The following is a 24,439-nucleotide window of genomic DNA, read 5'->3' on the forward strand; positions in this document are numbered from 1 at the left end:
CCGGTGTCGGGTGGCTTCGAAGCCCCTGATTAGGCTCCGGCCTCATGGACGTACTCATCCACCTCTTCGTCGGCCTCCACATCATCGGCATCGCCTCACTCCTGGGCGGCTTCCTCACCCAGATGAAGGCGATGGGCGAGGGTACCGCCCGCTTCACCCCCGCGATGCTGCACGGCGCGCTCACGATGCTGGTCACCGGTGTGATCCTGGTCGGCCTCAACCAGGCCGACGACCAGACCGTGAACAACGTCAAGATCGGCGTGAAGCTGGCCCTGCTGATCGTGATCCTCGGCCTGGCCTATGTGAAGCGGGACGACGAGAAGGTGGACAAGGGACTCTTCGGCCTGGTCGGACTGCTGACCACGGCGAACATCTTCATCGCCGTGCTCTGGACCTGATCCGGGGGCGCCGGGTGCCGGCCCGGGCGGCGGCGAGAGCCCAGGCGGTGCACCCGAGCCAGGCGGCCACCGCGATCCACAGCAGCACCTCCCCGGCAATGCCGAGCCAGGCGACGTCGAGGGCGGCGGCGACCGCGAGGGTGGCCGCCGCCGTCACGACCGCGGCGAACACGGTCGCCCAGCGCCGCACGTCGTAGTGGTGCCGGGGCCAGAAGAGCTCGGCGAGGATCAGGGCCACACCGGCGATCAGCGCGAGCACGAGCAGCGTGACGGCGGTCGTGTGCAGGGTGTCGGCGTTCTCCTCGTTCCACAGGTACAGGCGCGAGCTGTCGGCACCGAGGACCTTCGCGCCGGCCAGCGCGGAGACGGCGAGGGCGCCGGCCGCGAGCCAGTGGTCCCCGAGCCCCTCCTCCACCTGCCGGGGCTGGAAGCGGAACAGGGCGAAGCAGTAGAGCGCGAGCCCCAGCCAGAACAGCACCAGGGCCGCGTGCGCGAGCCAGGCCACCGCGTCGGCCGCGGCGAGCGTGGCGCCGAGAACGGCGAGCCCCTGGGTGGCCACGCAGCGCAGGAACACCGTTCCGCGCCGCCCCTCGGCCTCCGCGGTGAGGAGCACCGCCCAGAGCACCATGGCGAGCGCCAGCAGCGCCTCGGCAACGGGCTGCTGCCCGGCCGCGGAGAAGCCCGTGCCCAGGACCGCGGTCGCTGCCACGGTGGTGAGCGCGGTCGGGGTCTCCGCCCGCCCCTCGCCGTGCGTCCGCTGGACGAGACCCGCGGCCGCCGCCAGCCAGGCCGCACAGGTCAGGGCGAGAGTGATGCGGGCGAGGACGGCGAACCCCGCCGAGTCCAGGCCGACCGACACGAGGCCGGTCGCCAGCGCATACGTCGCCCACCAGGTGGCGAACGGGGAGGGACCGGACATAGCGCCGATGCTAGAGAGCGGCGCGCGCGTTACGGGAGGGGCACGCGCGTGCCCCTCAAAAAGCGAGGAAACCGTCCAGTCGAGTTCTCCTGGGCCGGGTGTTCGCCACCTCTTCGGATGGAAGAGGCGAGGTCGCTGTCGACGCTGGGCGCCGTCGGAAATAGGTGGCCGAAAAGCAGCCCGTCCGCGACGTGAGAAAAAGGAAGATGCCACTCCGTATTCCGCAAAGCTCAAAACCAGCTCAACAGACTATTGCCGGGCATTTGAGAGGGATAAAGTCACACCCGTTTCCAAAAACGTGTACATGACGAAGGAGCCCTGTGTTCACGCGTTCCGCCCTACGTAACACCGTCGTCGCCGCGGCCGTGGCCATGACCGCCGTCACCGCTACGAGCGCCAGCGCCGCCCCCGGCTCGGACACCAAGGAACCGAAGATCATCGCACTCGGAGGCAGCACGGGCCTCAAGATGATCGAAGGCGCCGAGGGCAAGGCCCTTCTGCAGGCCGACGCCGCTGTGACTGCGGCTGCCGCCAACGTCTGCGGCTCTGGCTACACCATCTCCGCCGGCGCTGCGCGCTACGGAAATAACGCCAGCCTCTACCTGTGGTGGAACGGCAAGTACAGCGGAACCAACAAGCTGTACGACAAGTACATCTGCGGTGTCCTTTTCAACGACACCGGCTCCGCGCGCTCCATGGGCATCCGGCTGAAGGACAACTTCACCGACACCCCTCACGCCGAGGACTTCGGCACGTACAGCACCTACGCCGGTCCCGTCTACCAGAAGCGCGGCGGCTGCGGTGAGGCGTACTCGTACATGAAGTCCGGGAGCACGGTCGTCGTCGACAACACCTACACGATGTCCGGATGCAACTGATCTCCACCAGTGGTCGGCTGCGCCCCCTCGCGCAGGGCGCAGCCGTCGCCGCGGAGACCTCTCAGGCCGGGCGCACCACGCTGTGGATCGCCGACTCGCCGTCGTAGTAGATCGACTCCTCGCGCACGTACGTGCCGGGTTTCGGCGCGTGGATCATCATGCCGTTGCCGATGTAGATCCCGACGTGGGTGACGTCGTCGTAGAAGAAGACCAGGTCACCCGGCCGGGCCTGGGAGAGCGGGACCGTGGTGCCGGCGTTCACCTGGTCGTAGGTCGTGCGGGGCAGGGTGACGCCCGCGGCCTTCCAGGCGGCCTGGGTCAGGCCCGAGCAGTCGTAGGAGCCGGGTCCGACGGCGCCCCACACGTACGGCTTGCCGATCTGGGCGCGAGCGAAGGCCAGCGCCTTGTCGGCCTTCGTGGCGTACGAGGAGTCGGCCGGGGCGGTCGAGGAGGACGAGCCGGAGCCCGTGGAGCCCGACGAGGCCGTCCCGCCGTCCTGCTGCCGGGCGGTCTCCGCCTGCGCCTTCTGCTGCGCGGCCTGCTGCCGGGCCAGCTCGTCGGCCTTGCGGGCGGCCTCCGCCCGCTTCTCCTTCTCGATCGCCGCGAGCCGGGCCTTCTCCTCGGCGGTCAGCTTCGTCATCAGCTCGCGGGCGTCGGCGAGCTTGCGCTGGACGGTGGCCTTGGCCGTCTTCAGGTCGCCCTGCGACTCGGTGAGCGTCTCGAGGCTCTCGGTGGCCTCCTGGCGCTTCTTCATCGTCTCGGACTGCTGCGTGACGTAGTCGTCGACCGCGACCTTCTGACGGCCGGTCATCCGGTCCATCAGCTGGGTCTGGTCGAAGTAGTCCTGCGGGGTGTCCGCGAGCAGGAACGTCGCCGTGTCCGGGGCGGCGGCACCGGTGCGGTACTGGGCGGAGGCGAAGGAACCCAGCTCATCGCGCGCCTCGTTGAGTTTCTGGGTGCGCTGGGCGACGTCGTCGAGGAGGGTGTCGACGCGCTTGCGCTGCTTCGCGGTCTTCTCCTTGGCCGCGTTGTACTTGTCGGTCGCCGACTCGGCCTGGCGGTACAGGTCGTCGACCTTCTTCTCGACTTCCTCCAGGCTGGGCTTGTCGTCGGCCTCGGGAGCGGCGTTGGCCGACTGGGACAGCAGGGCCACGGAGGTGAGGGCCGCCGTTGCCAGGGCGGGGGTCCGTATGCCTGCCATGCGCGTACCCGTAGGACGCGACTTGCGGTGCGACGCCAAGGGAGGCGACTCCTTCCATGTTCCGCCTACCGGGTTAGCTGTCGGGTTCGGGCGGGTGGTTCGGAAGGTTTGCCCTACGGCCTTCTCCGCACAGGAGTCGGGCCGATTCACCCCAGGTTCACGGTTGGGTCCCCGGCTCCGGCTGCCGCTGCGGCACACCGGACTCGGCGGAGGCCGCGCGGCCCGGCGACGTTCGCCGGTGGGGGTCATGCGGCCTGGTCGCACGGTAGCCAACTCGTGTGGTCCGTGTGAAGGTTGATGGGTGATATGCCCGATACATTTTCGTGACCTTATTCCTGAGCGTTGCCGAGAGTGAACGATCAAGGGGGATCAGGTAGGGAAAATCCGCACATGCCGGGTGTGTAGCAGGGCGTGATCGCGCCGTCATGGAGGGCGACAACGCGCCGCAGGGCGGTCGGCGGGGTCCCGGGCGGGCGGCGATGTTCTCAGGGCGGCGGCGGGCTGTCAGTGGGGCGCCCTAGACTCGGAGAGCGATGAGCAGCCTCTTTGACGACAGCTTCCTGGCGAACCTCCAGGCCCAGCGGGGCCCCGCGGACGAGCCCCCGCCGCCACCCGAGGACGATCACGTTCCGGAGCCGATCCCGGACGATCTGTTCGGCGGGAAGTTCGACGTGCCCCCGGACCGGGACGCCTACTACCGGGACGGAGCCCCCCGCCCGGTTCTGGACACCGCCGCCCTCCTGGAGGGGCTGAACGACAACCAGCGCGCCGCCGTCGTCCACTCCGGCTCCCCGCTGCTCATCGTGGCCGGCGCCGGCTCCGGCAAGACCCGTGTGCTCACGCACCGCATCGCCCACCTGCTCGCCGAGCGGAACGTGCACCCGGGCCAGATCCTCGCGATCACCTTCACCAACAAGGCCGCCGGCGAGATGAAGGAGCGCGTCGAGCAGCTCGTCGGCCCGCGTGCGAACGCCATGTGGGTCATGACCTTCCACAGCGCGTGCGTGCGCATCCTCCGGCGCGAGAGCAAGAAGCTCGGCTTCACCTCGTCCTTCTCGATCTACGACGCCGCCGACTCCAAGCGCCTGATGGCCCTGGTCTGCCGCGACCTGGACCTCGACCCCAAGCGCTTCCCGCCGAAGTCCTTCAGCGCCAAGATCAGCAACCTGAAGAACGAGCTGATCGACGAGGAGGACTTCGCCGCCCAGGCCACCGACGGCTTCGAGAAGACCCTCGCCCAGGCCTACGCCATGTACCAGTCGCGGCTGCGCGAGGCGAACGCCCTCGACTTCGACGACCTGATCATGACGACGGTCAACCTGCTGCGCGCCTTCCCGGACGTCGCCGAGCACTACCGCCGCCGCTTCCGGCACGTCCTGGTCGACGAGTACCAGGACACCAACCACGCGCAGTACGCCCTCGTCCGCGAGCTGGTCGGCACCTTCGAGCACCCCGTCGACGTGCCGCCCGAGGCCGAGATCCCGCCCGCCGAACTGTGCGTGGTGGGCGACGCCGACCAGTCCATCTACGCCTTCCGCGGCGCGACGATCCGCAACATCCTCCAGTTCGAGGAGGACTACCCGGACGCCACGACGATCCTGCTCGAGCAGAACTACCGCTCCACGCAGACGATCCTCAGCGCCGCCAACGCCGTCATCGAGCGCAACGAGTCCCGCCGCCCCAAGAACCTGTGGACCAACGCGGGCACCGGCGCCCGGATCACCGGCTACGTCGCCGACACCGAGCACGACGAGGCGCAGTTCGTCGCCGAGGAGATAGACCGCCTCACCGACGCGGGCGAGGCCAAGGCCGGCGACGTCGCCGTCTTCTACCGCACCAACGCCCAGTCTCGTGTCTTCGAAGAGATCTTCATCCGCGTCGGCCTGCCCTACAAGGTCGTCGGCGGCGTCCGCTTCTACGAGCGCAAGGAGGTCCGGGACGTCCTGGCCTACCTGCGCGTGCTCTCCAACCCCGAGGACTCGGTGCCGCTGCGCCGGATCCTCAACGTCCCCAAGCGGGGCATCGGCGACCGCGCCGAGGCGATGATCGACGCCCTGTCCCAGCGGGAGAAGATCAGCTTCCCGCAGGCCCTGAAGCGCGTCGACGAGGCGTACGGCATGGCCGCGCGCTCCACCAACGCCGTCAAGCGGTTCAACACGCTGATGGAGGACCTGCGCACCATCGTCGAGTCCGGCGCCGGACCGGCCACGGTGCTGGAGGCCGTCCTGGAGCGCACCGGGTACCTCGCCGAGCTCCAGGCCTCCACCGACCCGCAGGACGAGACCCGGATCGAGAACCTCCAGGAACTGGCCGCCGTCGCCATGGAGTTCGAGCAGGAGCGCGGTGAGGACGAGCAGGCCTCCCTGAGCGACTTCCTCGAGCAGGTCGCGCTGGTCGCCGACTCCGACCAGATCCCCGACGAGGAGGACGGCGACGGCGTCATCACCCTCATGACCCTGCACACCGCCAAGGGCCTGGAGTTCCCGGTCGTCTTCCTGACCGGCATGGAGGACGGCGTCTTCCCGCACATGCGCGCCCTCGGCCAGACCAAGGAGCTGGAGGAGGAGCGGCGCCTGGCCTACGTGGGCATCACCCGCGCGCGGGAGCGGCTGTACCTGACGCGGTCCACCCTGCGCAGCGCCTGGGGCCAGCCCTCGTACAACCCGCCCTCCCGCTTCCTGGAGGAGATCCCGCCGACCCACGTGGAGTGGAAGCGGACGGGTGCGACCGCGCCCGCGTCCTCCGGGCCGGTCTCGGCGGTGGCGGCCTCGCTGTCGTCGTCCCGCTCGCGCTCGTCGGCGTCGGGTGCCTCCGGTTTCGCCACGCGCCGCACCTCCGAGAAGCCGGTGGTGTCGCTGGCGGTCGGCGACCGCGTCACACACGACCAGTTCGGGCTCGGGACCGTCGTCGCGGTCAAGGGCACCGGCGGCAACGCCGAGGCGACGATCGACTTCGGCGACACCAAGCCGAAGCGGCTGCTGCTGCGGTACGCACCGGTGGAGAAGCTGTAGCCCGGTGAGGTGAATTGGTGGGCCCCTGCTCGCTCGACGGGCGGGGGCGGCGGGGGGTTACGCCGTGCGCTGGGCGACGGGCCGGGGGCTACTGGGGTGAGGTCGGGCGACGGGCGACGGCTGTTGGGACGTTGCGTCGGCGACGGGCGGGGACTGCCGGGACGTTACGTCGGGTCGATGCCGTGGCTGCGCAGCCACGGGAGCGGGTCGATCGCCGAGCCGCCGCCCGGGCGCACCTCGAAGTGCAGGTGCGGACCGGTGGAGTTGCCGGAGTTGCCGGAGCGCGCGATCGGATCGCCGGCCTTCACGGTCGTACCCGAGGGCACCGTGTACGTGGAGAGGTGGCAGTACCACGTCTCCGTGCCGTCCTTCGCGGTCAGGATCAGCATGTTGCCGTACGCGCTGTTCCACTGGGTGCGCACGGTGCCGTCGGTCGCGGCCATGACGGTCGTGCCGTACGAGACGGGGAAGTCGATGCCGGTGTGCAGGGACATCCAGTTGATGCCGGACTGGCCGTAGTAGGCGCTGAGTCCGTGCCGTGCGACCGGCAGGGCGAACTTGGGGCGCAGTCGCTCCTTGCGGGCCGCCTCTTCCGCCGCCCGCTTCTTCTCGGCGACCTGCTGGGCCTTGAGGTCGATGCGCTCCTGTGTGCGGCTGGCCCGGTCGGCGAAGTCGTCGGCGCCGGCGGAGAGGCTCCGCAGCTGCGTGTCCAGCTTGTTGTTGGCCGCGGCCGGCTTGACCGGCGGCGCGTCCGCCGCGGTCGTCTGCGCCTCGGCGGCACTGTCGTCGGTGAAGGTGCCGACGGAGGCGGCGGCGATCCCGGCGACACCCATTACGCACGCGGAGGGCACCGCGATGGTCATCAGCGCCGAGCGCTTGGGGGGCGTGCGGCGGCGGGAACGGGAACCGGCGCGCGAGGCCGCACGCGACGACGGGGCCGGGGTGACGTCCTCCTGGCCGTCCAGGAGCGGGGTGACGACGGGCAGTTCACCGGTGGCGGCCCGCTCGCCGTCGTCCGCGTCGGGGGCGTGGTAGCCGGTCTCGGCGGGTTCGTCGTACGTGACCTGGTCGAAGGCCCCGGTCTCGTGCTGGTCGAAGGTTTCGGCAGGGTGCTCGTAGGCGTCGGGAGCCGGCGCGGCGGTGCCGTCGGAGTTCCACTGTGTCGCGTCGTAGGCGCCCGTGTCGAAGGTCTGCGTGCCCCACTCCCACTGCTGGGTGTGGTCGGCCGGGTTGCCGGACTGGTCGGGCTGGAGCCAGGCGCCGGTTTCCCACTGCCCCGTGGCGTCGGGAGACACGGCCTGGGCCGGGATGGCCGACATCAGCTGCTGCTCGGCCGTCCAGGAGGTCGTGTCGTAGACGCCGGTGTCGTAGGTGGCGTGGTGCTGGGCCGCGTACGCGTCGTAGTGCACGTTCTCGTGCGTGCCCGTGGGCCAGTGGCCGGTGTCGTACGTACCCGGGTCGTGGCCGCTGCCCGGCATGTCGCCGAAGAGGGGGTCGGTCGCGAAACTCGCGGTGGTGTGCCCGGTGACGTCGAACGCGGTGCCGTGGGTACCGGTTGCGGTGGCACCGGTGGCGTCGAATCCGGTGGCGGTGTAGTCGCCGTACGTGGTGAAGTCGCCGTACTGGGCTTCCTGGGTGTGGTACGACGCGTAGTGCGCGGAGGCGGCGTCGGAAGCCGGAGCCGGGGTCATGGTCCCCGACGGGTGACGGTCGTTCACCAACTTCTCTTTCGCCTCGACAACAGGGGCTGCCAGAGCAGTGCGGCGACTGTACCCGGCGGTACGCGGGCACGACAATCTTCAGCTGGTTTCGCGCGCGCAGGAAACGGGCATTCGGCCGTGTTTTGGCGGACGGCGGGCACGGGTTTGGCCCTGTGTTCGAAGTTTGTTCGAGGTTGATCGGTGTTGCGGCGTCGACTGATCGCTGTACGACGAGTCTCAGGCGACTGTCAGATCGTCGGTGTGTTCGGCGGACGGTTCACCCGGGAGGGCCGTGTCGAGAACCTGCCGTACGCCGTTGGCGACGGCGGGGTGAACGGGCAGGGCGAGATGGCCGATGCCGGTCACGCGCACGTTCTGCGCCATCAGATCCGGATGGTCGATGCAGGCCGTCTCCAGCGGGTCCATCACATGGTCCAGATCGCTCCAGAAGCTGACGAAGTGCGTACGGCAGTCAGGGGCGGGCGCGGCGAGCTCCTCGAGCACCGGTGAGCCGGGGCGCATCTGGCGCACGATGGGGTGCGCGTTCGCGAAGGGCACCACTCGGGTTCCGGAATGCGGCGTGCCGAGCGTGACAAGGGTCCGCACATGCCTGTCGCCGCCGAGGCGCTGCACGTAGTAACGCGCTATCAGGCCGCCCAGGCTGTGCCCGACGATGTCGATCCGCCCGGCCCCCGTGCGCTCGCAGATCTCCTCGACGCGTCGGCCGAGCAGTTCGGCGGCGGCGCGTATGTCGCAGGTCAGCGGCGAGTAGTTGAGGGACTCGATCTGCTGCCTGCCGTGTTGGGCGAGGCTGCGGCGCAGCAGGACGAAGACCGAGCGGTTGTCGATGAAGCCGTGCAGCAGGAGGACGGGCGGCTTGGCCTGGGTGGGCAGTTGGGCGGCGCCGTCCGCGGGCAGCGCCGGGACGGGGGCGCGCCGCTCCTGGGTGATGCCGGACGGGTAGAGAAGAAGGTGCCCGGCCAGGATCGCGATCTCCAGGGCGGTGGCCTTCAGGAGGGCCAGGGAGACTCCCGCCAGCCGGCCCGGCAGCAGGCGCTCGCAGAGCGGAAGAAAGGGCAGAGCAGCCCTGGTGACCTTCATGGCCGACCTCCTGTCGGCACGCGGCAGGACGGCTCCGCCCCCCGTGTGCCCTCGTGGAAAGCAGCTGCGAAGACGGTCGGCCATGACCGCGAGAGCGGCGTGAGCCGCGTGAGCTGCGGGGGCAGAACGCGGCGTGTGGCGTGTGTGACGCCGGTGGTGCGACGGGGGTCCTCGATCTGTGGGGTGACGAGGCTCCCCGCCGGTGCGCCGTGACTGCCGTGCGTGCTGTGTGTGCGGTGCTTGCCCTGCGTGCCTTCGCCGAGGTGCCCTGCCGCCGCGGTGTGTGGATGACGCGGCGGGACGGCGACCGCGGTGCGGCTCCCCTTGCACTTGTCCCATCGTGTGATTTCCCCCTCGGTATCCACCGCGAAACTGCCGGTTGCGGGATCCTGGAGATAACGTTCGTTCACTTGCCCGGACGGTTCGGGGCGGGGTGTCCGTGCGGTGCGGCGTGTACGGCTTGCCCGATGTGTGCGGTACTTGTCGGTACGGATGGATGTAGTCGCTTCATGGAGGCAGTGATGGGTGTGGCAGCCGGTCCGATCCGCGTGGTGGTGGCCAAGCCGGGGCTCGACGGCCACGATCGCGGGGCCAAGGTGATCGCGCGGGCCCTGCGCGACGCCGGTATGGAGGTCATCTACACCGGCCTCCACCAGACTCCCGAGCAGATCGTCGACACGGCGATCCAGGAGGACGCCGACGCGATCGGGCTGTCCATCCTCTCCGGAGCGCACAACACGCTCTTCGCGGCGGTGATCGACCTGCTCAGGGACCGGGACGCGGAGGACATCCTGGTCTTCGGCGGCGGCATCATCCCCGAGGCGGACATCCCGCTGCTCAAGGAGAAGGGCGTCGCGGAGATCTTCACGCCCGGCGCGACGACCGCGTCGATCGTCGACTGGGTCCGTACGAACGCCCGCCAGCCCGCGGGGGCGTAGGCGTCCGACGGACCGGCCGGGTCGTCCCCGCCCGGCCGGGGGCGACCCGGATGGCCGGTTCGACACAAGTGCGGCATCGGCTGCTTCCGGTGACCGTCCAGGCCGTCGGCATGCCCGGCGGTGACATGTCGCGGGAGGACGCCAGCCGCCGGATGCCGCGTGGGGCCCGTCGGCCGGTGCGGCGTCGCACCCGTCGCCGCAAACGGGCTCCGGGGTCAGGCCGCGCCGAGCTCCTGCGCCATCGCCGCGCGCAGACGCAGGGTGGTGACCAGGCGCTGGAAGGCCTCCGCCCAGTAGCCGCCGGCTCCCGGCGAGGCGTTCTCCGGCTCGTCGGGTACGGCCAGCAGCGCGTCGAGCCGGGAGGCCTCGCACGGGTCCAGGCAGCGCTCGGCCAGTCCCATCACTCCGCTGAAACTCCATGGATAACTCCCTGCGTCCCGAGCGATGTTGAGGGCGTCCACCACGGCCCGGCCGAGCGGCGGCTCCCAGGGCACCGCGCACACCCCGAGCAGCTGGAAGGCCTCGGACAGGCCGTGCGTGCCGATGAAGCCGGCCACCCATTCGGCCCGTTCGGCGGCGCCCAGCGTGCCGAGCAGCTTGGCTCGTTCGGCCAGGGACACGGCACCCGGACCGCCCGCTTCCGGCGCCGACGGATCGCCGAGCAGCGCCCGTGACCACTCGACGTCCCGCTGGCGTACCGCCGCCCGGCACCACGCCGCGTGCAGTTCGCCCTGCCAGTCGTCCGCCACCGGCAGCGCGACGATCTCCTGGGGCGTGCGGCCGCCGAGCCGGCGCGACCAGGTCCCGAGCGGTGCCGCCTCCACCAACTGACCGAGCCACCAGGAGCGTTCACCCCGCCCTGCCGGGGCCTTCGCCACGACGCCGTCGCGTTCCATGCCCGGATCGCACTCGTGCGGCGCCTCTACGGCGATCGTCGGGGTGGCCTCCGTGGCTCCCACGGTTCCCAGGGCTCCGGTGGAACTCATGGCTCCGGTGGGTCCCAAGGCTCCGGTGGCACCGGGGGCACTGCCGGCACCGGTGGCTCCGGTGGTACCGGTAGCGCTGCCGGCACCGGTGGCGGCCGAGGCCGGTGCGGTCCCTGCGGGCCCTTCGGCTGCCTCGTCCTCGTGGCCGGTTCGAAGGGGCCGTGGCGGCTGCATGTGGTCGATGGCCACACACGCCTCCGCCCTGACCGCCATCCGCGCGGCGAGCGCCGAACCCGGCAGGGCCGACAGCAGTTCCGCCGCCGTCGCCCGGACGTTGCGGCTGCGGTCGTCCAAGGCCTGCTCGAGGAACGGCTCGTCCTCCGGCCCCAGGCCCGCGCGCAGCGAATCGAGGAACATCAGCCGGTCCTCGGCCCGTTCCGTCGCCCATGTCGTCGCGAGCAGGTCGCGTGCGGCAGCCGGTTGACGCGAGCGCAGGGCGGACAGCAGGGCGACGCGTTCGGCGAACAGGCCCTCCTGCCAGAGCTGCCGCACCCTGTCGCCGTCCTCGGGTCGCGGCAGGGCCGTGCCGCCGCCCGGGCTCGCCCGCAGGGCGAACCGCCAGTCCGGGTTCAGCCGTGCCAGCCACAAGGCCCGGGGCCCCGCGAACTCCAGTGCCGCCGGACGCAGGTCGGTACGCCCCCGGGCCGCGTCCAGCAACGCCGGAAGCAGCTGCGGAGGCGGTGCAAAACCACGTGCGTTCGCCGCCGCGAGCCACTGCGGCAGCAGTTCCGTCAGGTCGGGCGCGGTGCCCCGCCGGCCGCCGCCGGACGGGCCCGGGCGGTCGGCCAGCAGCATCGCGAGTCTGCGGGCGGCCACGGACGGCAGTGCCGGACGGGCGTCCGGCGGAGCCGGTTGTGGCCGCTCTGCCGCCTGAGCCGGGCGCAGACCGGCCCGTCGTCGTACGGTCTCCGCGGCTGCCGCGTCCAGCAGGGCCGTAGGCGCGGCCGGGCCGGGTGCGGTGCCCGGCGGCGTGCGCCGGTCCGTGCCCAGCAGGGCGGTGGTGACGAGCCCCTCCCAGGCGTTCGCGCCGGGCGCGTCCACAGGAGCGGAGGTCCTGGTCATGAGCTTCCTTTCCGTGGGGCGCCCGGTAGTTGAAGGCTCGCCCTTACCGGTTGTCCCGTGATGCCTGAAAGATGCGTGAGTCTGTGGGACGGGTGAGTTGGTGAGAGAGGCGAGGCGGGCCGAAGTGCCGCGGGCCGAGCCGCTGCCACGGGCTCAGCACAGCGCGACCGCGTCCCCCGGGCCCTCCGGCCAAGCCGTCAGCGGGGTGAAGCCCTGGTGGCCGCATTCGCCGAAGACCCTGACCGGTGCGCCGCCCGACAGGGCGACCAGCCGCCACAGGCCCGGCCGGGAACGCGCCGCCGGAGTGAGCGGCAACGCCGCGTCCTCGTCGGCGTCCGCCAGCTGCCAGGAGTCGCCGTCCGGGGCCGGAACGACCCGGTCCAGCGTCACCGGGACGGACTCCAGCCACGGGTCGTCGCGCAACGCGTCGCCGTACCGCGCCACCGCCTGGGACGTCGTCGTCCCCGGCGGACGTACCGCCGAGGGCGCGGCCGGGGCGAACTGCTCGCCCAGGGCCACCCGCGGCTGCCCGGCGCCTGAGTAGGCGGAGACCTCGGCGTCCAGAGCCAGTCCCACCGGCAGCGCCTGCTCCGGGGCGCGGCCCGCGGCACCGTAAGAGAGGAGCAGGACGGTGCGGTGCGAGTCCGTTCCGTGCAGCCAGATCCGGCGGGTCGTCAGGCGCGGGTCCGTCGTGTCGTACTGGGCGAGGACCAGCCAGCGGTCGCGCAGCGGCGGGCCGTCGGCGGAGGTGGGGAGGCCCATGCGGGAGCGGACCGTGGCGGCGAGACCGTCCGGGAGCCGCTCGCGGCGCAGCCAGCCCTGACCGAGCAGATGCAGCAGCGCGCACTCCTCCAGCAGGCGCACCGGCCAGCCCGGACCGGTGGCCGGGATCGCCCCCAACTCCCGTATCCGGCCTGCCAGGCCCTGGGCCTGGGCGTCGACCATGCGGGCCGCCGTCTCCTCCCACAGGCCGTACCCCGACTGCTCCGCGGTCGCCAGACCGCCGCGCAGCAGGTCGGCCAGACGCTGCTCCAGCTCCACCGCGCCCGCCGTGACCCGCTCGGCACGGCGCTCCGCCCGGCGCCGCGCCGCCTCCGGATCAGCGGACCCGGACGGCGCCCCGGAGCCGTCCGTGGCCTTCTTCTCCTCCGCGCGCCTGCGCCGCCCCGTCGTCCACTGTCCGGCCCACTCCGGCGGCTGCCCCCGCGGCACCACCGCGTCGTCGGCGGCCCAGAGCAACAGCAGCCCGAGCGCGTGCTTGCACGGGAACTTACGGCTCGGACACGTGCACTTGTACGCGGGCCCCGCGGCGTCGGCGATGTCGACGATCGTCTGATACGGCTTGCTTCCGCTGCCCTTGCACAGCCCCCACACCGTCCCCTCGTCGGCCCACCCCGCCTCGGACCACGGCCCCGCCGCGCCCAGTTTGCTTCCCGCTTTGCGTGATGCCGCGTCAGGCGCCAGTGCCAGCACCTGGTCCGCGGTCCAGCGCACCCCCTGCTGAGTCATGCCGACGACGTTAGATCCCGCCACTGACAATCGGGCCCGCGAGCGGCTCCGCCGGGGCGTTTTCGCAGGTCGGAGCGCATTGTCAGTGGTGTGGTGCAACGTTGGTGCCAGATCCGAACCGGCCGAGCTGGAGGGGGACTTTGCCATGACTGTGTCCGTGGAGCCGACGTCCGTCGAAGCGGGGGAGACGGAATCGACGCAGGCGTTGCGACCGCACGCCGAGGACGCCTTCGCCGCGGAACTCTCCGCGCTGGCCGCCCAGGACGACCGTCCGCGCCCGGCCCGCTGGAAGCTGTCGCCCTGGGCCGTCGCGACGTACCTGCTCGGCGGGACGCTGCCGGACGGCACGGTGATCAGTCCCAAGTACGTCGGCCCGCGCCGCATCGTCGAGGTCGCCGTCACCACGCTCGCCACCGACCGCGCCCTGCTCCTGCTCGGCGTGCCGGGCACAGCGAAGACCTGGGTGTCCGAGCACCTGGCCGCTGCCGTCAGCGGTGACTCCACGCTGCTGGTGCAGGGCACCGCCGGCACTCCCGAGGAGGCCATCCGCTACGGCTGGAACTACGCGCAGCTGCTCGCCAACGGCCCGAGCCGGAAAGCGCTCGTGCCCAGCCCCGTCATGCGGGCCATGGCGGAGGGCATGACGGCCCGTGTCGAGGAGCTGACGCGTATCCCGGCCGACGTGCAGGACACGCTCATCACGATCCTTTCGGAGAAGACCCTGCCGATACCGGAGCTGGGCCAGGAGGTGCAGGCGGTCCGCGGCTTCAACCTGATCGCCACGGCCAACGACCGCGACCGCGGGGTCAACGACCTGTCCAGCGCCCTGCGCCGCCGCTTCAACACGGTGGTGCTGCCGCTGCCGGAGAGCCCCGAGGCAGAGGTCGACATCGTCTCGCGGCGCGTCGACCAGATCGGCCGCTCCCTCGACCTGCCGGCCGCGCCCGACGGACTTGCCGAGATCCGCCGGGTCGTCACGGTCTTCCGTGAGCTGCGCGACGGGGTCACGGCCGACGGCCGGACGAAGCTGAAGTCACCCAGCGGCACGCTGTCCACGGCCGAGGCGATCTCCGTCGTCACCAACGGCCTCGCTCTCGCCGCCCACTTCGGCGACGGCGTGCTGCGGCCGGGCGACGTCGCCGCGGGCATCCTCGGCGCGGTGGTCCGCGACCCGGCGGCGGACCGGGTCATCTGGCAGGAGTACCTGGAGACGGTGGTCCGCGAGCGCGACGGCTGGAAGGACTTCTACCGGGCCTGCCGCGAGGTGAGCGGGTGAGCGACACGGGACGGAGCGGGCCGGTCGGCAACCGGGCCGCCCAGCACGGCGGGGCGGGCTCGATCGCCGGGTCCGCACCGCGCGGGTGGGCGGGACGACGGCCGCGGACGGTCCGGGACGGGACAGGAGTGCGGGACATGCGGGACGGGACGGGAGGTGGGATGAAGTGACCGGTGTGGAAAGGGCCGTCGGCCAAAGGGCCGGAGCGGGCCCGGTGCTGCTCGGGGTGCGGCACCACGGGCCGGGGTCCGCGCGGGCGGTGCGGGCGGCTCTGGAGCAGATCCGGCCGCGGATCGTGCTGATCGAGGGCCCGCCCGAGGCCGACGAGTTGATCGCGCTCGCCGCCGGCGAGGAGATGCGGCCACCGGTCGCTCTGCTCGCCCACGCCGTGGACGAGCCCGGCCGCTCGGCGTTCTGGCCGCTGGCCGGGTTCTCCCCGGAGTGGGTCGCCCTCCGCTGGGCCCTGGAACACGACGTCCCGGCCCGCTTCATCGACCTGCCGGCCACGCACACGCTGGCCTGGGGGAGGCAGGAGGACGAGACCGGCGCGGAGCGCTCTCCGGACGCCGAGACGACTGCGGACGGGGACACCGGCCCCGGCCCGGCCGACCCGCGGATCGACCCGATCGGAGTGCTCGCCGAAACCGCCGGCTACGACGACCCGGAGCGGTGGTGGGAGGACGTCGTGGAACACCGCGGCGCAGGGGTGGGCGACGCCCTCGCACCGTTCACCGCGCTCGAAGAGGCCATGAGCGCGCTGCGGGAGACCTACGGCAGCGGAGGACACGAGCGCGACCCGGTGCGGGAGGCGTACATGCGGCTCCAGGTGCGGGCGGCGCAGCGGGAGTTCGAGGACGGTGTCGCCGTGGTCTGCGGGGCCTGGCACGTGCCCGCGCTGCGCCAGAAGGCCACCGTCGCCGCCGACAGGGCACTGCTGAAGGGGCTGCCCAAGGTCAAAGCGGACATGACCTGGGTGCCGTGGACCCACCGCCGGCTGTCCCGGGCGAGCGGGTACGGGGCCGGCATCGACTCCCCGGGCTGGTACGGGCACCTGTTCAGCGCCCCGGACCGGCCGGTGGAGCGGTGGCTGACCAAGGTGGCGGGACTACTGCGCGCCGAGGACCGGATCGTCTCCTCAGCGCACGTCATCGAGGCGGTGCGGCTGGCCGAGATGCTCGCCGCGATGCGCGGCCGTCCGCTGCCCGGTCTGAGCGAGACGACCGACGCGGTGCGGGCGGTGATGTGCGAGGGCTCGGACGTGCCGCTGGAGCTGGTGCGGGACCGGTTGGTCGTGGGGGACGTGCTGGGCGAGGTGCCCTCGTCGGCGCCGGCGGTGCCGTTGCAGCGGGACCTCACCCGGCTGCAGCGCCGGCTGCGGCTGAAGCCGGGGGCGCTGGAGCGGGAGGTGGAACTCGACCTGCGCAAGGAGAACGACGCCGCCCGCAGCACACTGCTGCACCGGTTGCGGCTGCTCGGCATCGCATGGGGCGAACCGGCCGCCTCACGCGGCAGCACCGGCACCTTCCGCGAGACGTGGCGGCTGCGCTGGGAACCCGAGCTGTCCGTGCGGATCGCCGAGGCCGGAGTGTGGGGGACGACCGTCCTGTCCGCCGCGACCGCCAAGACCGAAGCGGACGCCGTCACCGCGCAGGGCCTCGCCGACGTCACCGCGCTCGCCGAGCACTGCCTCCTGGCCGAACTGCCCGAGGCGCTGCCGACGTTGATGCGGGTCCTCGCCGACCGGGCGGCCCTCGACACCGACGTCGGCCATCTCGCAGCGGCGCTCCCGGCCCTGGTCCGCTCCCTGCGTTACGGCGATGTCCGCGGCACCGACACCGCCGCTCTGGCGGAAGTCGCCACGGGACTGGCCGAGCGGGTCTTCGTCGGCCTCCCCCCGGCCTGTGCCGCGCTCGACGCGGACGCCGCCGAGGAGATGCGGCGCCATGTGGACGCGGTGCACGGAGCCGTGGGCCTGCTGGGCGACGCCCCGGCCACGAGACACGGCAGCCTGAGAAACCGCTGGCAGTCGGTGCTGCGCGTGCTGTCCGGGCGGGACAGCGTGCCCGGGGTCGTCCGGGGGCGGGCCGTGCGGCTCCTGCTGGACGACGGGGAGCTGGCCCAGGACGAGACGGCACTGCTGATGGGGCTCGCCCTGTCGCCGGGCACACCGCCGCCGGACGCGGCCGCGTGGATCGAGGGCTTCGTCGGAGGGGGCTCGGGCGGCGGGATGCTCCTGATCCACGACGAGCGGCTGCTCGGCCTCGTCGACGCGTGGCTGACCGGAGTGCCGGCCGGGGCCTTCACCGACGTACTGCCCCTGCTGCGTCGGACGTTCTCGGCGTACGAGCCCGGAGTGCGCCGGACCCTGGGAGAACTGGTCCGACGCGGACGGGGATCCGGGGGTGGCGTGACAGCAGCCGGCGCGGGGACACCGGGCTTCGCGGCCGACCTCGACCTGGCGCGCGCGGACGCCGTACTGCCGGTCGTGCGGCTGCTGCTCGGGCTGGACGAAGTGGAAGAGAACACCGACAACCATCTGGCGGGGGTGACGGGATGACGACCGAGGCACTGCAGGAGCGGGCGACACCGCAGGCGAGCAGCACCGGGACGGGCGGGTTCCGGACGGAAGGACGGCCCACGACGACAGTGCCCGTGATGCCGCTGTGGGAACGGCCTCACCAGGGAGGACGGGGATGACGTCCGGATCGACGGACCCGGCGCAGGAACGGCTGCGGCGGTGGCGGCTCGTCCTCGGCGGCGACACGGCGGACGGCACGGGCTGCGCGCTGTCGGGGCGGGACGCCGCGATGGACGGGGCGCTCACCGCGCTCTACGGCAGGAAGGACGGCAGGTCGAAGGGGGGCCGGGACCGTTCGGCGGGGCTCGGGGCGTCGGCGCCGTCCGTGGCGCGCTGGCTCGGGGACATCCGGACGTACTTTCCCTCCTCCGTCGTGCAGGTCATGCAGCGCGACGCCATCGACCGGCTCGGTCTCGCCACGCTGCTGCTGGAGCCGGAGATGCTGGAGGCGGTGGAGGCCGACGTGCACCTCGTCGGCACGCTGCTGTCCCTCAACAAGGCGATGCCGGAGACGACGAAGGAGACGGCCCGGGCCGTCGTGCGCAAAGTCGTCGAGGAGCTGGAGAAGCGGCTCGCCACCCGTACCCGGGCCACCCTCACCGGCGCCCTCGACCGCAGTGCCCGGATCAACCGGCCCCGGCACCACGACATCGACTGGAACCGCACCATCGCGGCCAACCTCAAGCACTACCTGCCCGAGCACCGGACGATCGTGCCGGAGCGGCTCATCGGATTCGGGCGGGCGACCCGGTCCACCAAGAAGGAGGTCATCCTCTGTATCGACCAGTCGGGATCCATGGCGGCATCCGTTGTGTACGCATCGGTGTTCGGGGCGGTGCTCGCCTCGATGCGGACGATCTCCACGCGACTCGTCGTCTTCGACACGGCGGTCGTCGACCTCACGGACCAGCTGGACGACCCGGTCGACGTGCTCTTCGGCACGCAGCTCGGCGGTGGCACGGACATCAACCGGGCGCTCGCGTACTGCCAGTCGCAGATCACGCGGCCCGCGGAGACGGTGGTCGTGCTGATCAGCGACCTCTACGAAGGCGGCATCCGCAACGAGATGCTCAAGCGGGTCTCCGCGATGAAGGCGTCGGGCGTGCAGTTCGTGACGCTGCTGGCGCTCTCGGACGAGGGGGCACCCGCGTACGACCGGGAGCACGCGGCCGCGCTCGCGGCGCTGGGGGCACCGGCGTTCGCGTGCACGCCCGATCTGTTTCCGGAGGTCATGGCGGCGGCGATCGAGAAAAGGCCGCTCCCGATACGGGATGCGGCGTGAAGGATGCGGCGTGAAGATGAGGCATCAAGGGGCAGATGACGACCTGTCGATGCATCGTCGTCCGACACGCCGCAGCAAAACGGACATGACGGGCCATCGGCAGTAAGGGCTTGCGCGACGTGCGCACTCCCGTGCGAGGATCGGCGCCTGCCTGACGGCGCGTGTGCCGACGGGTAGTACCGCTTCCGTCGCACGGGAGGAAGCTTCCCCTCTTGGCCTGGTCAGCAGCCCTGCCCGATGCCGCGTTGCGCCTGCCGCGCGCTGCGGCCGGGCGGCGTGCGCTGCAACTGGTCCTGATGGTGGGCGGCTTGCTGATCCTCGGGGCGCTGTGGGGGGAGCGGGCGTACGCCCAGAACGGTGCGGGGGCGCTGTCGGCGGGCCGGGCGGGGCAGGTCGTCAGTGGCGTTCCCGTCCCGGGGGCCGGGGCGGGAGACCGGCAGGCACAGGCGCCCGCGCGGCGGGGTCCCTGGGAGCGGCCGTCGCGCGAGCAGCGGCCGGAGCCGGCGAAAACGCCGGAGCTGCCAGAGCCGCCCAGGCAGCTGTCGCACGCGAAGCTGCCCGCATTGCCGGACCTGCCGGACTCGCCGGGCCTGACCGGCCTTCCGGCGCTGCCGGGCAAGCGGGACCTGCTGGACTCGCCGGGCCTGCCGGACTCGCCGGGCCTGACCGGCCTTCCGGCGCTGCCGGGCAAGCGGGACCTGCCGGGCAAGCGGGACCTGCCCGACCTGCCAGGTCGGTCGACCGTTCCCGGGGACTTCGCGCTCCCGGCGACGCCCGTTCTCCCTGCTCTTTTGGCCCCCCTCCCGCTCCCCGAGCTTCCCGGCACTCCGACAGCCCCCAGCCGCCCCCTCCCCGCGCCGGTCACGGCCGGCCCGAAGCCGGGCGGGACGACGGCGCCGGTGCCGTACTCCCCGGTCCACGGCAGCGAGTCCGCCGCCGCGACCACAAGCCCGCTGGCCCCCGCCATCGCCGCGCACCACGCCAGACACGTGGATCACACCGGCCGCCTCGGTCACACCGACCGACATACCGGCCACCTCGGACACGTTGACCACGCCGGTCGCCTCGGTCACGTCCACCACCCCGATCGCCCCGGCGGGCTCAGGCACCCCACACACCCCGCCCACCCCGGTCACCCCGGTCACCCGAGAGCGTCCTCGCACGCCGGACCCGTCCGGGCCGAGCACTCGCCCGGCGGACGACCCGACGGCGTGCTCGGCAACCGATCCGTGGCCGACAGCGGCTCGTCCCGTCATGGCGATGCGCACGCCGTCACACCCAGCCCCGGGGCGGCGCTCAGGCTCGTTCCGGGCCCCGTGGCCCGTACGGACAGGGCGGGCGCCCGGCGCCCCCACCGGGACATTCCGCTCTTCCCCGCCTAGCGCGGCTCTTCCCGGGCCGGCACGGACAGACCGCCGAGGCGTCGCTGCCGTGGCCCGGCCGCAGGGGGAGAGGCCGTGAGAGGCCGTCGACCGACCCACAGGGGGTGCCCGGAGCACCCCTCCGCTCTCCCCCCCGCATGCTTCACGAGGCGTCACGCCCGGACGGCCGAAAGCCGTCGGCGGTCCGAGGCCGAAAACCTCGTGGATGGGTCGGGTGGTTCCCATAGGGGTGGGGACCACGTGACCCACGGCCCCGTGGAGCGGGCTCTGAACAGGGCCTCCGTGCTCCTTCGGGGGCGTCAGGCGGGCCTCACCGGGCCAACCCCAGCCCGGTGAGGCCCCTCACCCCCGGCACGCCGTGCCAGAGAGCGCGGCATCATGTGACAGGTATCACCGCTCAGGTGTGACCCTCGATTTAGAGGCCCCCCGCAAGCAGAGATAACCTGCGAGACGGACATGCCGCGCGCTCGGACACCGTGTGCGCCTCCCTTGTGACAGACAGCGGACGTCACGTTGCCCTCGCGGCACGCCCACGCAGACAACGAACCGCGAGATCACTGATAGGGACGGAAGCGCGTGGACCTGTTCGAGTACCAGGCGAGGGACCTCTTCGCCAAGCACGATGTACCGGTGCTGGCCGGTGAAGTCATCGACACGCCTGAGGCGGCCCGCGCAGCCACCGAGCGCCTCGGTGGCAAGTCCGTCGTCAAGGCCCAGGTGAAGGTCGGCGGCCGCGGCAAGGCCGGCGGCGTCAAGCTCGCCGGCACCGCCGACGAGGCGGTCGAGCACGCCACCAACATCCTCGGCATGGACATCAAGGGCCACACGGTCCACAAGGTGATGATCGCCGAGACGGCCCCGGAGATCGTGGAGGAGTACTACGTCTCCTTCCTCCTGGACCGTGCCAACCGCACCTTCCTCTCCATCGCCTCCGTCGAGGGCGGCATGGAGATCGAGGAGGTGGCGGCCACGCGCCCCGAGGCCGTCGCCAAGACGCCGATCGACGCCAACGAGGGTGTCACCGAGGAGAAGGCCCGCGAGATCGTCGCGGCCGCCAAGTTCCCGGCCGAGGTCGCCGACAAGGTCGTGAACGTCCTGGTCAAGCTGTGGGACACCTTCATCAAGGAGGACGCCCTCCTGGTCGAGGTCAACCCGCTGGCCAAGGTCGCCTCCGGTGAGGTCATCGCCCTGGACGGCAAGGTCTCCCTGGACGAGAACGCCGAGTTCCGCCAGCCGGAGCACGAGGCCCTCCAGGACAAGGCCGCGGCCAACCCGCTCGAGGCCGCCGCCAAGGAGAAGAACCTCAACTACGTCAAGCTCGACGGTGAGGTCGGCATCATCGGCAACGGCGCGGGTCTCGTCATGAGCACCCTGGACGTCGTCGCGTACGCCGGTGAGGCGCACGGCGGCGTGAAGCCGGCCAACTTCCTCGACATCGGTGGTGGCGCCTCCGCCGCCGTCATGGCGAACGGCCTGGAGATCATCCTCGGCGACCCGGACGTCAAGTCCGTCTTCGTCAACGTCTTCGGTGGCATCACCGCCTGTGACGAGGTCGCCAACGGCATCGTCCAGGCGCTGCAGCTGCTCAAGGACAAGGGCGAGGACGTCACCAAGCCCCTCGTCGTCCGTCTGGACGGCAACAACGCCGAGCTGGGTCGCAAGATCCTCTCCGACGCCAACCACCCGCTGGTCCAGCGCGTGGACACCATGGACGGCGCGGCCGACAAGGCCGCCGAGCTCGCGGCTGCGAAGTAAGGGACGAGGGACTAAACAGCCATGGCTATCTTCCTCAACAAGGACAGCAAGGTCATCGTCCAGGGCATGACCGGTGCCACGGGCATGAAGCACACCAAGCTCATGCTGGCCGACGGCACGAACATCGTCGGTGGCGTGAACCCCCGCAAGGCCGGCACGTCCGTCGACATCGACGGCAACGACATCCCGGTCTTCGGCACGGTCGCCGAGGCGATCGAGAAGACGGGCGCCAACGTGTCCGTCCTCTTCGTCCCGCCGGCCTTCGCCAAGGCCGCCGTCGTCGAGGCCATCGACGCCGAGATCCCGCTCGCGGTCGTCATCACCGAGGGCATCGCCGTCCACGACTCGGCCGCGTTCTACGCGTACGCCGTGTCCAAGGGCAACAAGACCCGGATCATCGGCCCGAACTGCCCCGGTCTCATCACCCCGGGCCAGTCCAACGCCGGCATCATCCCGGGCGACATCACCAAGCCGGGCCGCATCGGTCTGGTCTCGAAGTCCGGCACGCTGACGTACCAGATGATGTACGAGCTGCGTGACATCGGCTTCTCGTCCGCCGTCGGCATCGGTGGCGACCCGGTCATCGGCACCACGCACATCGACGCGCTCGCCGCGTTCGAGGCCGACCCCGACACCGACCTGATCGTCATGATCGGTGAGATCGGCGGCGACGCCGAGGAGCGGGCCGCGGCCTTCATCAAGGAGAACGTGAAGAAGCCGGTCGTCGGCTACGTCGCGGGCTTCACCGCGCCCGAGGGCAAGACCATGGGCCACGCCGGCGCCATCGTCTCCGGCTCCTCCGGCACGGCCGCCGCGAAGAAGGAGGCCCTCGAGGCCGCCGGCGTCAAGGTCGGCAAGACGCCGACCGAGACGGCCAAGCTGGCGCGCGCCATTCTCGGCAGCTGAGAACAGCCCCACGGGCTGAACGACGCCGCAGCGCACAGGTGGGCCCGCTCCCTACGGGGAGCGGGCCCACCGCCGTACCGGTGCCCTACTGCCGTACCTGCGGCGCCCCGCTGCCATACCGCAGCCCTATCTGTGCGCGCCGCTCTGTGCGCGCCGTCCTGTCCGTGCACCCGTCGGCGCCTCGCATGCCCGGCCGCCCATGCCCGGGTGCACATCGCCGTGTTTCCATCCCCCGCCACGGCATCCGTGTCGCCGTCGCCGTCACCCTCACCGCGGCAGCGGAAGCAGCCTGTCCGGGCCTTTCTGCTGCTCCTCGCGCAGCTTGGCGCGTAGTTTCCGCTCCTTCTCGGACAGGGGGCCTGGTGCGACGGGCGGTGGTACGCCCTGGACCGTCTCTCCCGGTGGTACCGGCGGCTCGTAGTGGGTGGGGGCCGTGCGGACGGTGAGGGCCGTGGTGCCGATCAGGGCGACCGTGAAGGCGATGGCGGCCCGGGTCCAGAAGCGGGCCCTGCGTTCCCCGCCCCTGCGCACGACCGGCGGTTTGGCGGCCCGCAGTCGCTCGATGGAGGCCAGTTCGACCAGCCGCCAGTGCAGCGTTTCCGGGTCCGAGAGCTCCGGCAGCCGCTCGGCCAGCGCCTCGCGCGCGTGCACCAGCCGGTTCACGGCCGCACGCGTGCTCGCCTCCGTCTCCGCCGCCGTCTCCGGCAGGCCGAGTCCGACCCCGTCGTAGAGCACCAGTGTGCGGCGGTAGGACGGCGGGAGCTTCAGGAGGGCGTCCCTCAGGGCCCGGTCGAACGCGTCGGGCGGCGGCGGTTCGGGGAGCCGGAAGCGGGGCCGGAGCCGGTGCCACGGGGAGAGCGCGCACTCGTACGCCATCGCGCGCACCCACCCTGCCGGGTCGCGGTCGCGGGCCACCTCGGGCCAGCGCTGCCAGGCGATCTGGAAGGCCCGCTCGACCGACTCCCGGGCCAGTTCGCGACGGCCGGTCAGCAGATAGGTCTGCCGGACGAGCGCGGGGGCGCAGAAGGCGTACAGCGCGTCGAAGGCCTGAGCGGGCGTCAGCGCGGTGACGGCTTCGTCCGGCCGGCGCGGTGGCTTCGTCCGCGGGCGCTCGGCGAGGATCACGCGGTGTCCGTGCGGGACGGGGGTGTGGCTGCGGTCGGGGACGGTGACGGGGCCTCGGCCCCGGTCCTTCGCGGCGGGCCGTTTCCGGCCGGTGGCCGCGGCCTTGCGCCGGGCCCGGGCGGACCGTCGTGCGGAGGCAGCCCCGGGTGACGGCTCCGGGTCGTCCGAGCCGGCGGCGGCCTCCTGACGAGCGGTCAACTCCGCTTCGTCGCCCAGGGAGTGGAGCAGCCTCGCGTACTTCTCCCCTTTGCGGCCGCGCGGCGTGGAGCGCCCGGTCTCCCACCCGCGCACCGTCTCGCTGGTCACGCCCACCCGGGAGGCCAGCTGAGCGCGCGTCAGCGAGGCGGCCTCGCGCAGGCGCTGGCGTTCCTTGGGTGGTGGGAGCGGTAGGGCAGGGCTCTGCGTCACAGGGCTCGCCTCCGTCCAGAAAAG

At 71.9% G+C, this 24,439-nt stretch carries 17 protein-coding genes and 1 riboswitch; of the genes, 10 read left to right on the forward strand and 7 right to left on the reverse strand.

Features of this window, described 5'->3' with window-relative positions; all coding sequences use genetic code 11:
• Positions 1–44: 44 nt before the first annotated feature.
• Positions 45–398: a hypothetical protein gene (locus AB0B29_RS06385; protein ID WP_362234697.1), complete on the forward strand. Its 354-nt coding sequence runs from the start codon at positions 45–47 to the stop codon at positions 396–398.
• Here the strand turns inward: AB0B29_RS06385 and AB0B29_RS06390 are convergent.
• Positions 376–1,317 (reverse strand): hypothetical protein, encoded by a 942-nt coding sequence (locus AB0B29_RS06390; RefSeq protein WP_362234699.1) that lies wholly within the window; start codon positions 1,315–1,317, stop codon positions 376–378. The two genes, AB0B29_RS06385 and AB0B29_RS06390, sit on opposite strands and share 23 nt — an antisense overlap.
• A 320-nt stretch (positions 1,318–1,637) precedes the next feature.
• On the opposite strand from AB0B29_RS06390, the gene AB0B29_RS06395 reads away from it, so the two are divergent.
• Positions 1,638–2,195, forward strand: a complete 558-nt coding sequence (locus AB0B29_RS06395; RefSeq protein WP_362234702.1) for a hypothetical protein — start codon at positions 1,638–1,640, stop codon at positions 2,193–2,195.
• 61 nt (positions 2,196–2,256) lie between these two features.
• On the opposite strand, the gene AB0B29_RS06400 is transcribed toward AB0B29_RS06395, so the two are convergent.
• Positions 2,257–3,435: a C40 family peptidase gene (locus AB0B29_RS06400; protein WP_362234705.1), complete on the reverse strand. Its 1,179-nt coding sequence runs from the start codon at positions 3,433–3,435 to the stop codon at positions 2,257–2,259.
• Positions 3,436–3,443: 8 nt separating this feature from the next.
• Positions 3,444–3,615, reverse strand: a riboswitch (cyclic di-AMP (ydaO/yuaA leader).
• 314 nt (positions 3,616–3,929) lie between these two features.
• Here AB0B29_RS06400 and pcrA point away from each other — a divergent pair.
• Entirely contained in the window at positions 3,930–6,407 is a 2,478-nt protein-coding gene (pcrA, locus tag AB0B29_RS06405) for a DNA helicase PcrA (protein ID WP_362234708.1), read from the forward strand.
• Between the two features lie 164 nt (positions 6,408–6,571).
• Here the strand turns inward: pcrA and AB0B29_RS06410 are convergent, their stop codons facing one another.
• Both AB0B29_RS06410 and AB0B29_RS06415 read right to left on the reverse strand, forming a co-directional pair.
• A complete protein-coding gene (locus AB0B29_RS06410) occupies positions 6,572–8,125 on the reverse strand; it encodes a M23 family metallopeptidase (RefSeq protein ID WP_362234710.1) in 1,554 nt (517 codons plus the stop codon).
• Positions 8,126–8,344: 219 nt separating this feature from the next.
• Positions 8,345–9,208, reverse strand: a complete 864-nt coding sequence (locus AB0B29_RS06415; protein WP_362234713.1) for an esterase/lipase family protein — start codon at positions 9,206–9,208, stop codon at positions 8,345–8,347.
• A 521-nt stretch (positions 9,209–9,729) separates the two neighbouring features.
• Between AB0B29_RS06415 and AB0B29_RS06420 the strand changes: the two genes are divergently transcribed.
• Complete coding sequence (locus AB0B29_RS06420; protein WP_362235645.1) at positions 9,730–10,146, forward strand: cobalamin B12-binding domain-containing protein; 417 nt, start codon at positions 9,730–9,732, stop codon at positions 10,144–10,146.
• 215 nt (positions 10,147–10,361) lie between these two features.
• Here AB0B29_RS06420 and AB0B29_RS06425 read toward each other — a convergent pair whose 3' ends face one another.
• Together AB0B29_RS06425 and AB0B29_RS06430 are read right to left on the reverse strand one after the other, a co-directional pair.
• Complete coding sequence (locus tag AB0B29_RS06425; protein WP_362234715.1) at positions 10,362–12,194, reverse strand: DUF5691 domain-containing protein; 1,833 nt, start codon at positions 12,192–12,194, stop codon at positions 10,362–10,364.
• Positions 12,195–12,347: 153 nt separating this feature from the next.
• On the reverse strand, positions 12,348–13,703 hold the full coding sequence (locus tag AB0B29_RS06430) for an SWIM zinc finger family protein (protein ID WP_362234717.1): 1,356 nt from the start codon (positions 13,701–13,703) through the stop codon (positions 12,348–12,350).
• A 145-nt stretch (positions 13,704–13,848) separates the two neighbouring features.
• Here AB0B29_RS06430 and AB0B29_RS06435 point away from each other — a divergent pair, with 145 nt between their 5' ends.
• From AB0B29_RS06435 to sucD, 6 genes are all read left to right on the forward strand, one after another.
• Complete coding sequence (locus AB0B29_RS06435; protein ID WP_362234720.1) at positions 13,849–14,979, forward strand: ATP-binding protein; 1,131 nt, start codon at positions 13,849–13,851, stop codon at positions 14,977–14,979.
• Between the two features lie 166 nt (positions 14,980–15,145).
• Positions 15,146–17,536: a DUF5682 family protein gene (locus tag AB0B29_RS06440; protein WP_362234722.1), complete on the forward strand. Its 2,391-nt coding sequence runs from the start codon at positions 15,146–15,148 to the stop codon at positions 17,534–17,536.
• Between the two features lie 136 nt (positions 17,537–17,672).
• Entirely contained in the window at positions 17,673–18,839 is a 1,167-nt protein-coding gene (locus tag AB0B29_RS06445) for a VWA domain-containing protein (RefSeq protein WP_362234725.1), read from the forward strand.
• A gap of 212 nt (positions 18,840–19,051) precedes the next feature.
• Positions 19,052–20,221 carry a hypothetical protein gene (locus AB0B29_RS06450; protein WP_362234728.1) on the forward strand — a complete coding sequence of 390 codons (1,170 nt, stop codon included), beginning with the start codon at positions 19,052–19,054 and terminating at the stop codon, positions 20,219–20,221.
• Between the two features lie 576 nt (positions 20,222–20,797).
• On the forward strand, positions 20,798–21,976 hold the full coding sequence (gene sucC, locus AB0B29_RS06455; protein WP_362234730.1) for an ADP-forming succinate--CoA ligase subunit beta: 1,179 nt from the start codon (positions 20,798–20,800) through the stop codon (positions 21,974–21,976).
• A gap of 21 nt (positions 21,977–21,997) precedes the next feature.
• Complete coding sequence (sucD, locus tag AB0B29_RS06460; protein ID WP_031132986.1) at positions 21,998–22,882, forward strand: succinate--CoA ligase subunit alpha; 885 nt, start codon at positions 21,998–22,000, stop codon at positions 22,880–22,882.
• Positions 22,883–23,149: 267 nt separating this feature from the next.
• On the opposite strand, the gene AB0B29_RS06465 is transcribed toward sucD, so the two are convergent.
• On the reverse strand, positions 23,150–24,415 hold the full coding sequence (locus tag AB0B29_RS06465; protein ID WP_362234733.1) for a sigma factor-like helix-turn-helix DNA-binding protein: 1,266 nt from the start codon (positions 24,413–24,415) through the stop codon (positions 23,150–23,152).
• Positions 24,416–24,439: the final 24 nt, after the last annotated feature.

The sequence above is a fragment of the Streptomyces tibetensis genome, assembly GCF_040647715.1.
GTDB lineage: Bacteria > Actinomycetota > Actinomycetes > Streptomycetales > Streptomycetaceae > Streptomyces > Streptomyces tibetensis_A.

Coding starts and splice junctions, on each gene's coding strand:
- AB0B29_RS06435 (WP_362234720.1), top strand. CDS start 13,849: ATGACTGTGTCCGTGGAGCCGACGTCCGTCGAAGCGGGGGAGACGGAA.
- AB0B29_RS06430 (WP_362234717.1), bottom strand. CDS start 13,703: ATGACTCAGCAGGGGGTGCGCTGGACCGCGGACCAGGTGCTGGCACTG.
- AB0B29_RS06385 (WP_362234697.1), top strand. CDS start 45: ATGGACGTACTCATCCACCTCTTCGTCGGCCTCCACATCATCGGCATC.
- AB0B29_RS06415 (WP_362234713.1), bottom strand. CDS start 9,208: ATGAAGGTCACCAGGGCTGCTCTGCCCTTTCTTCCGCTCTGCGAGCGC.
- pcrA (WP_362234708.1), top strand. CDS start 3,930: ATGAGCAGCCTCTTTGACGACAGCTTCCTGGCGAACCTCCAGGCCCAG.
- sucD (WP_031132986.1), top strand. CDS start 21,998: ATGGCTATCTTCCTCAACAAGGACAGCAAGGTCATCGTCCAGGGCATG.
- AB0B29_RS06420 (WP_362235645.1), top strand. CDS start 9,730: ATGGGTGTGGCAGCCGGTCCGATCCGCGTGGTGGTGGCCAAGCCGGGG.
- AB0B29_RS06390 (WP_362234699.1), bottom strand. CDS start 1,317: ATGTCCGGTCCCTCCCCGTTCGCCACCTGGTGGGCGACGTATGCGCTG.
- AB0B29_RS06445 (WP_362234725.1), top strand. CDS start 17,673: ATGACGTCCGGATCGACGGACCCGGCGCAGGAACGGCTGCGGCGGTGG.
- AB0B29_RS06425 (WP_362234715.1), bottom strand. CDS start 12,194: ATGACCAGGACCTCCGCTCCTGTGGACGCGCCCGGCGCGAACGCCTGG.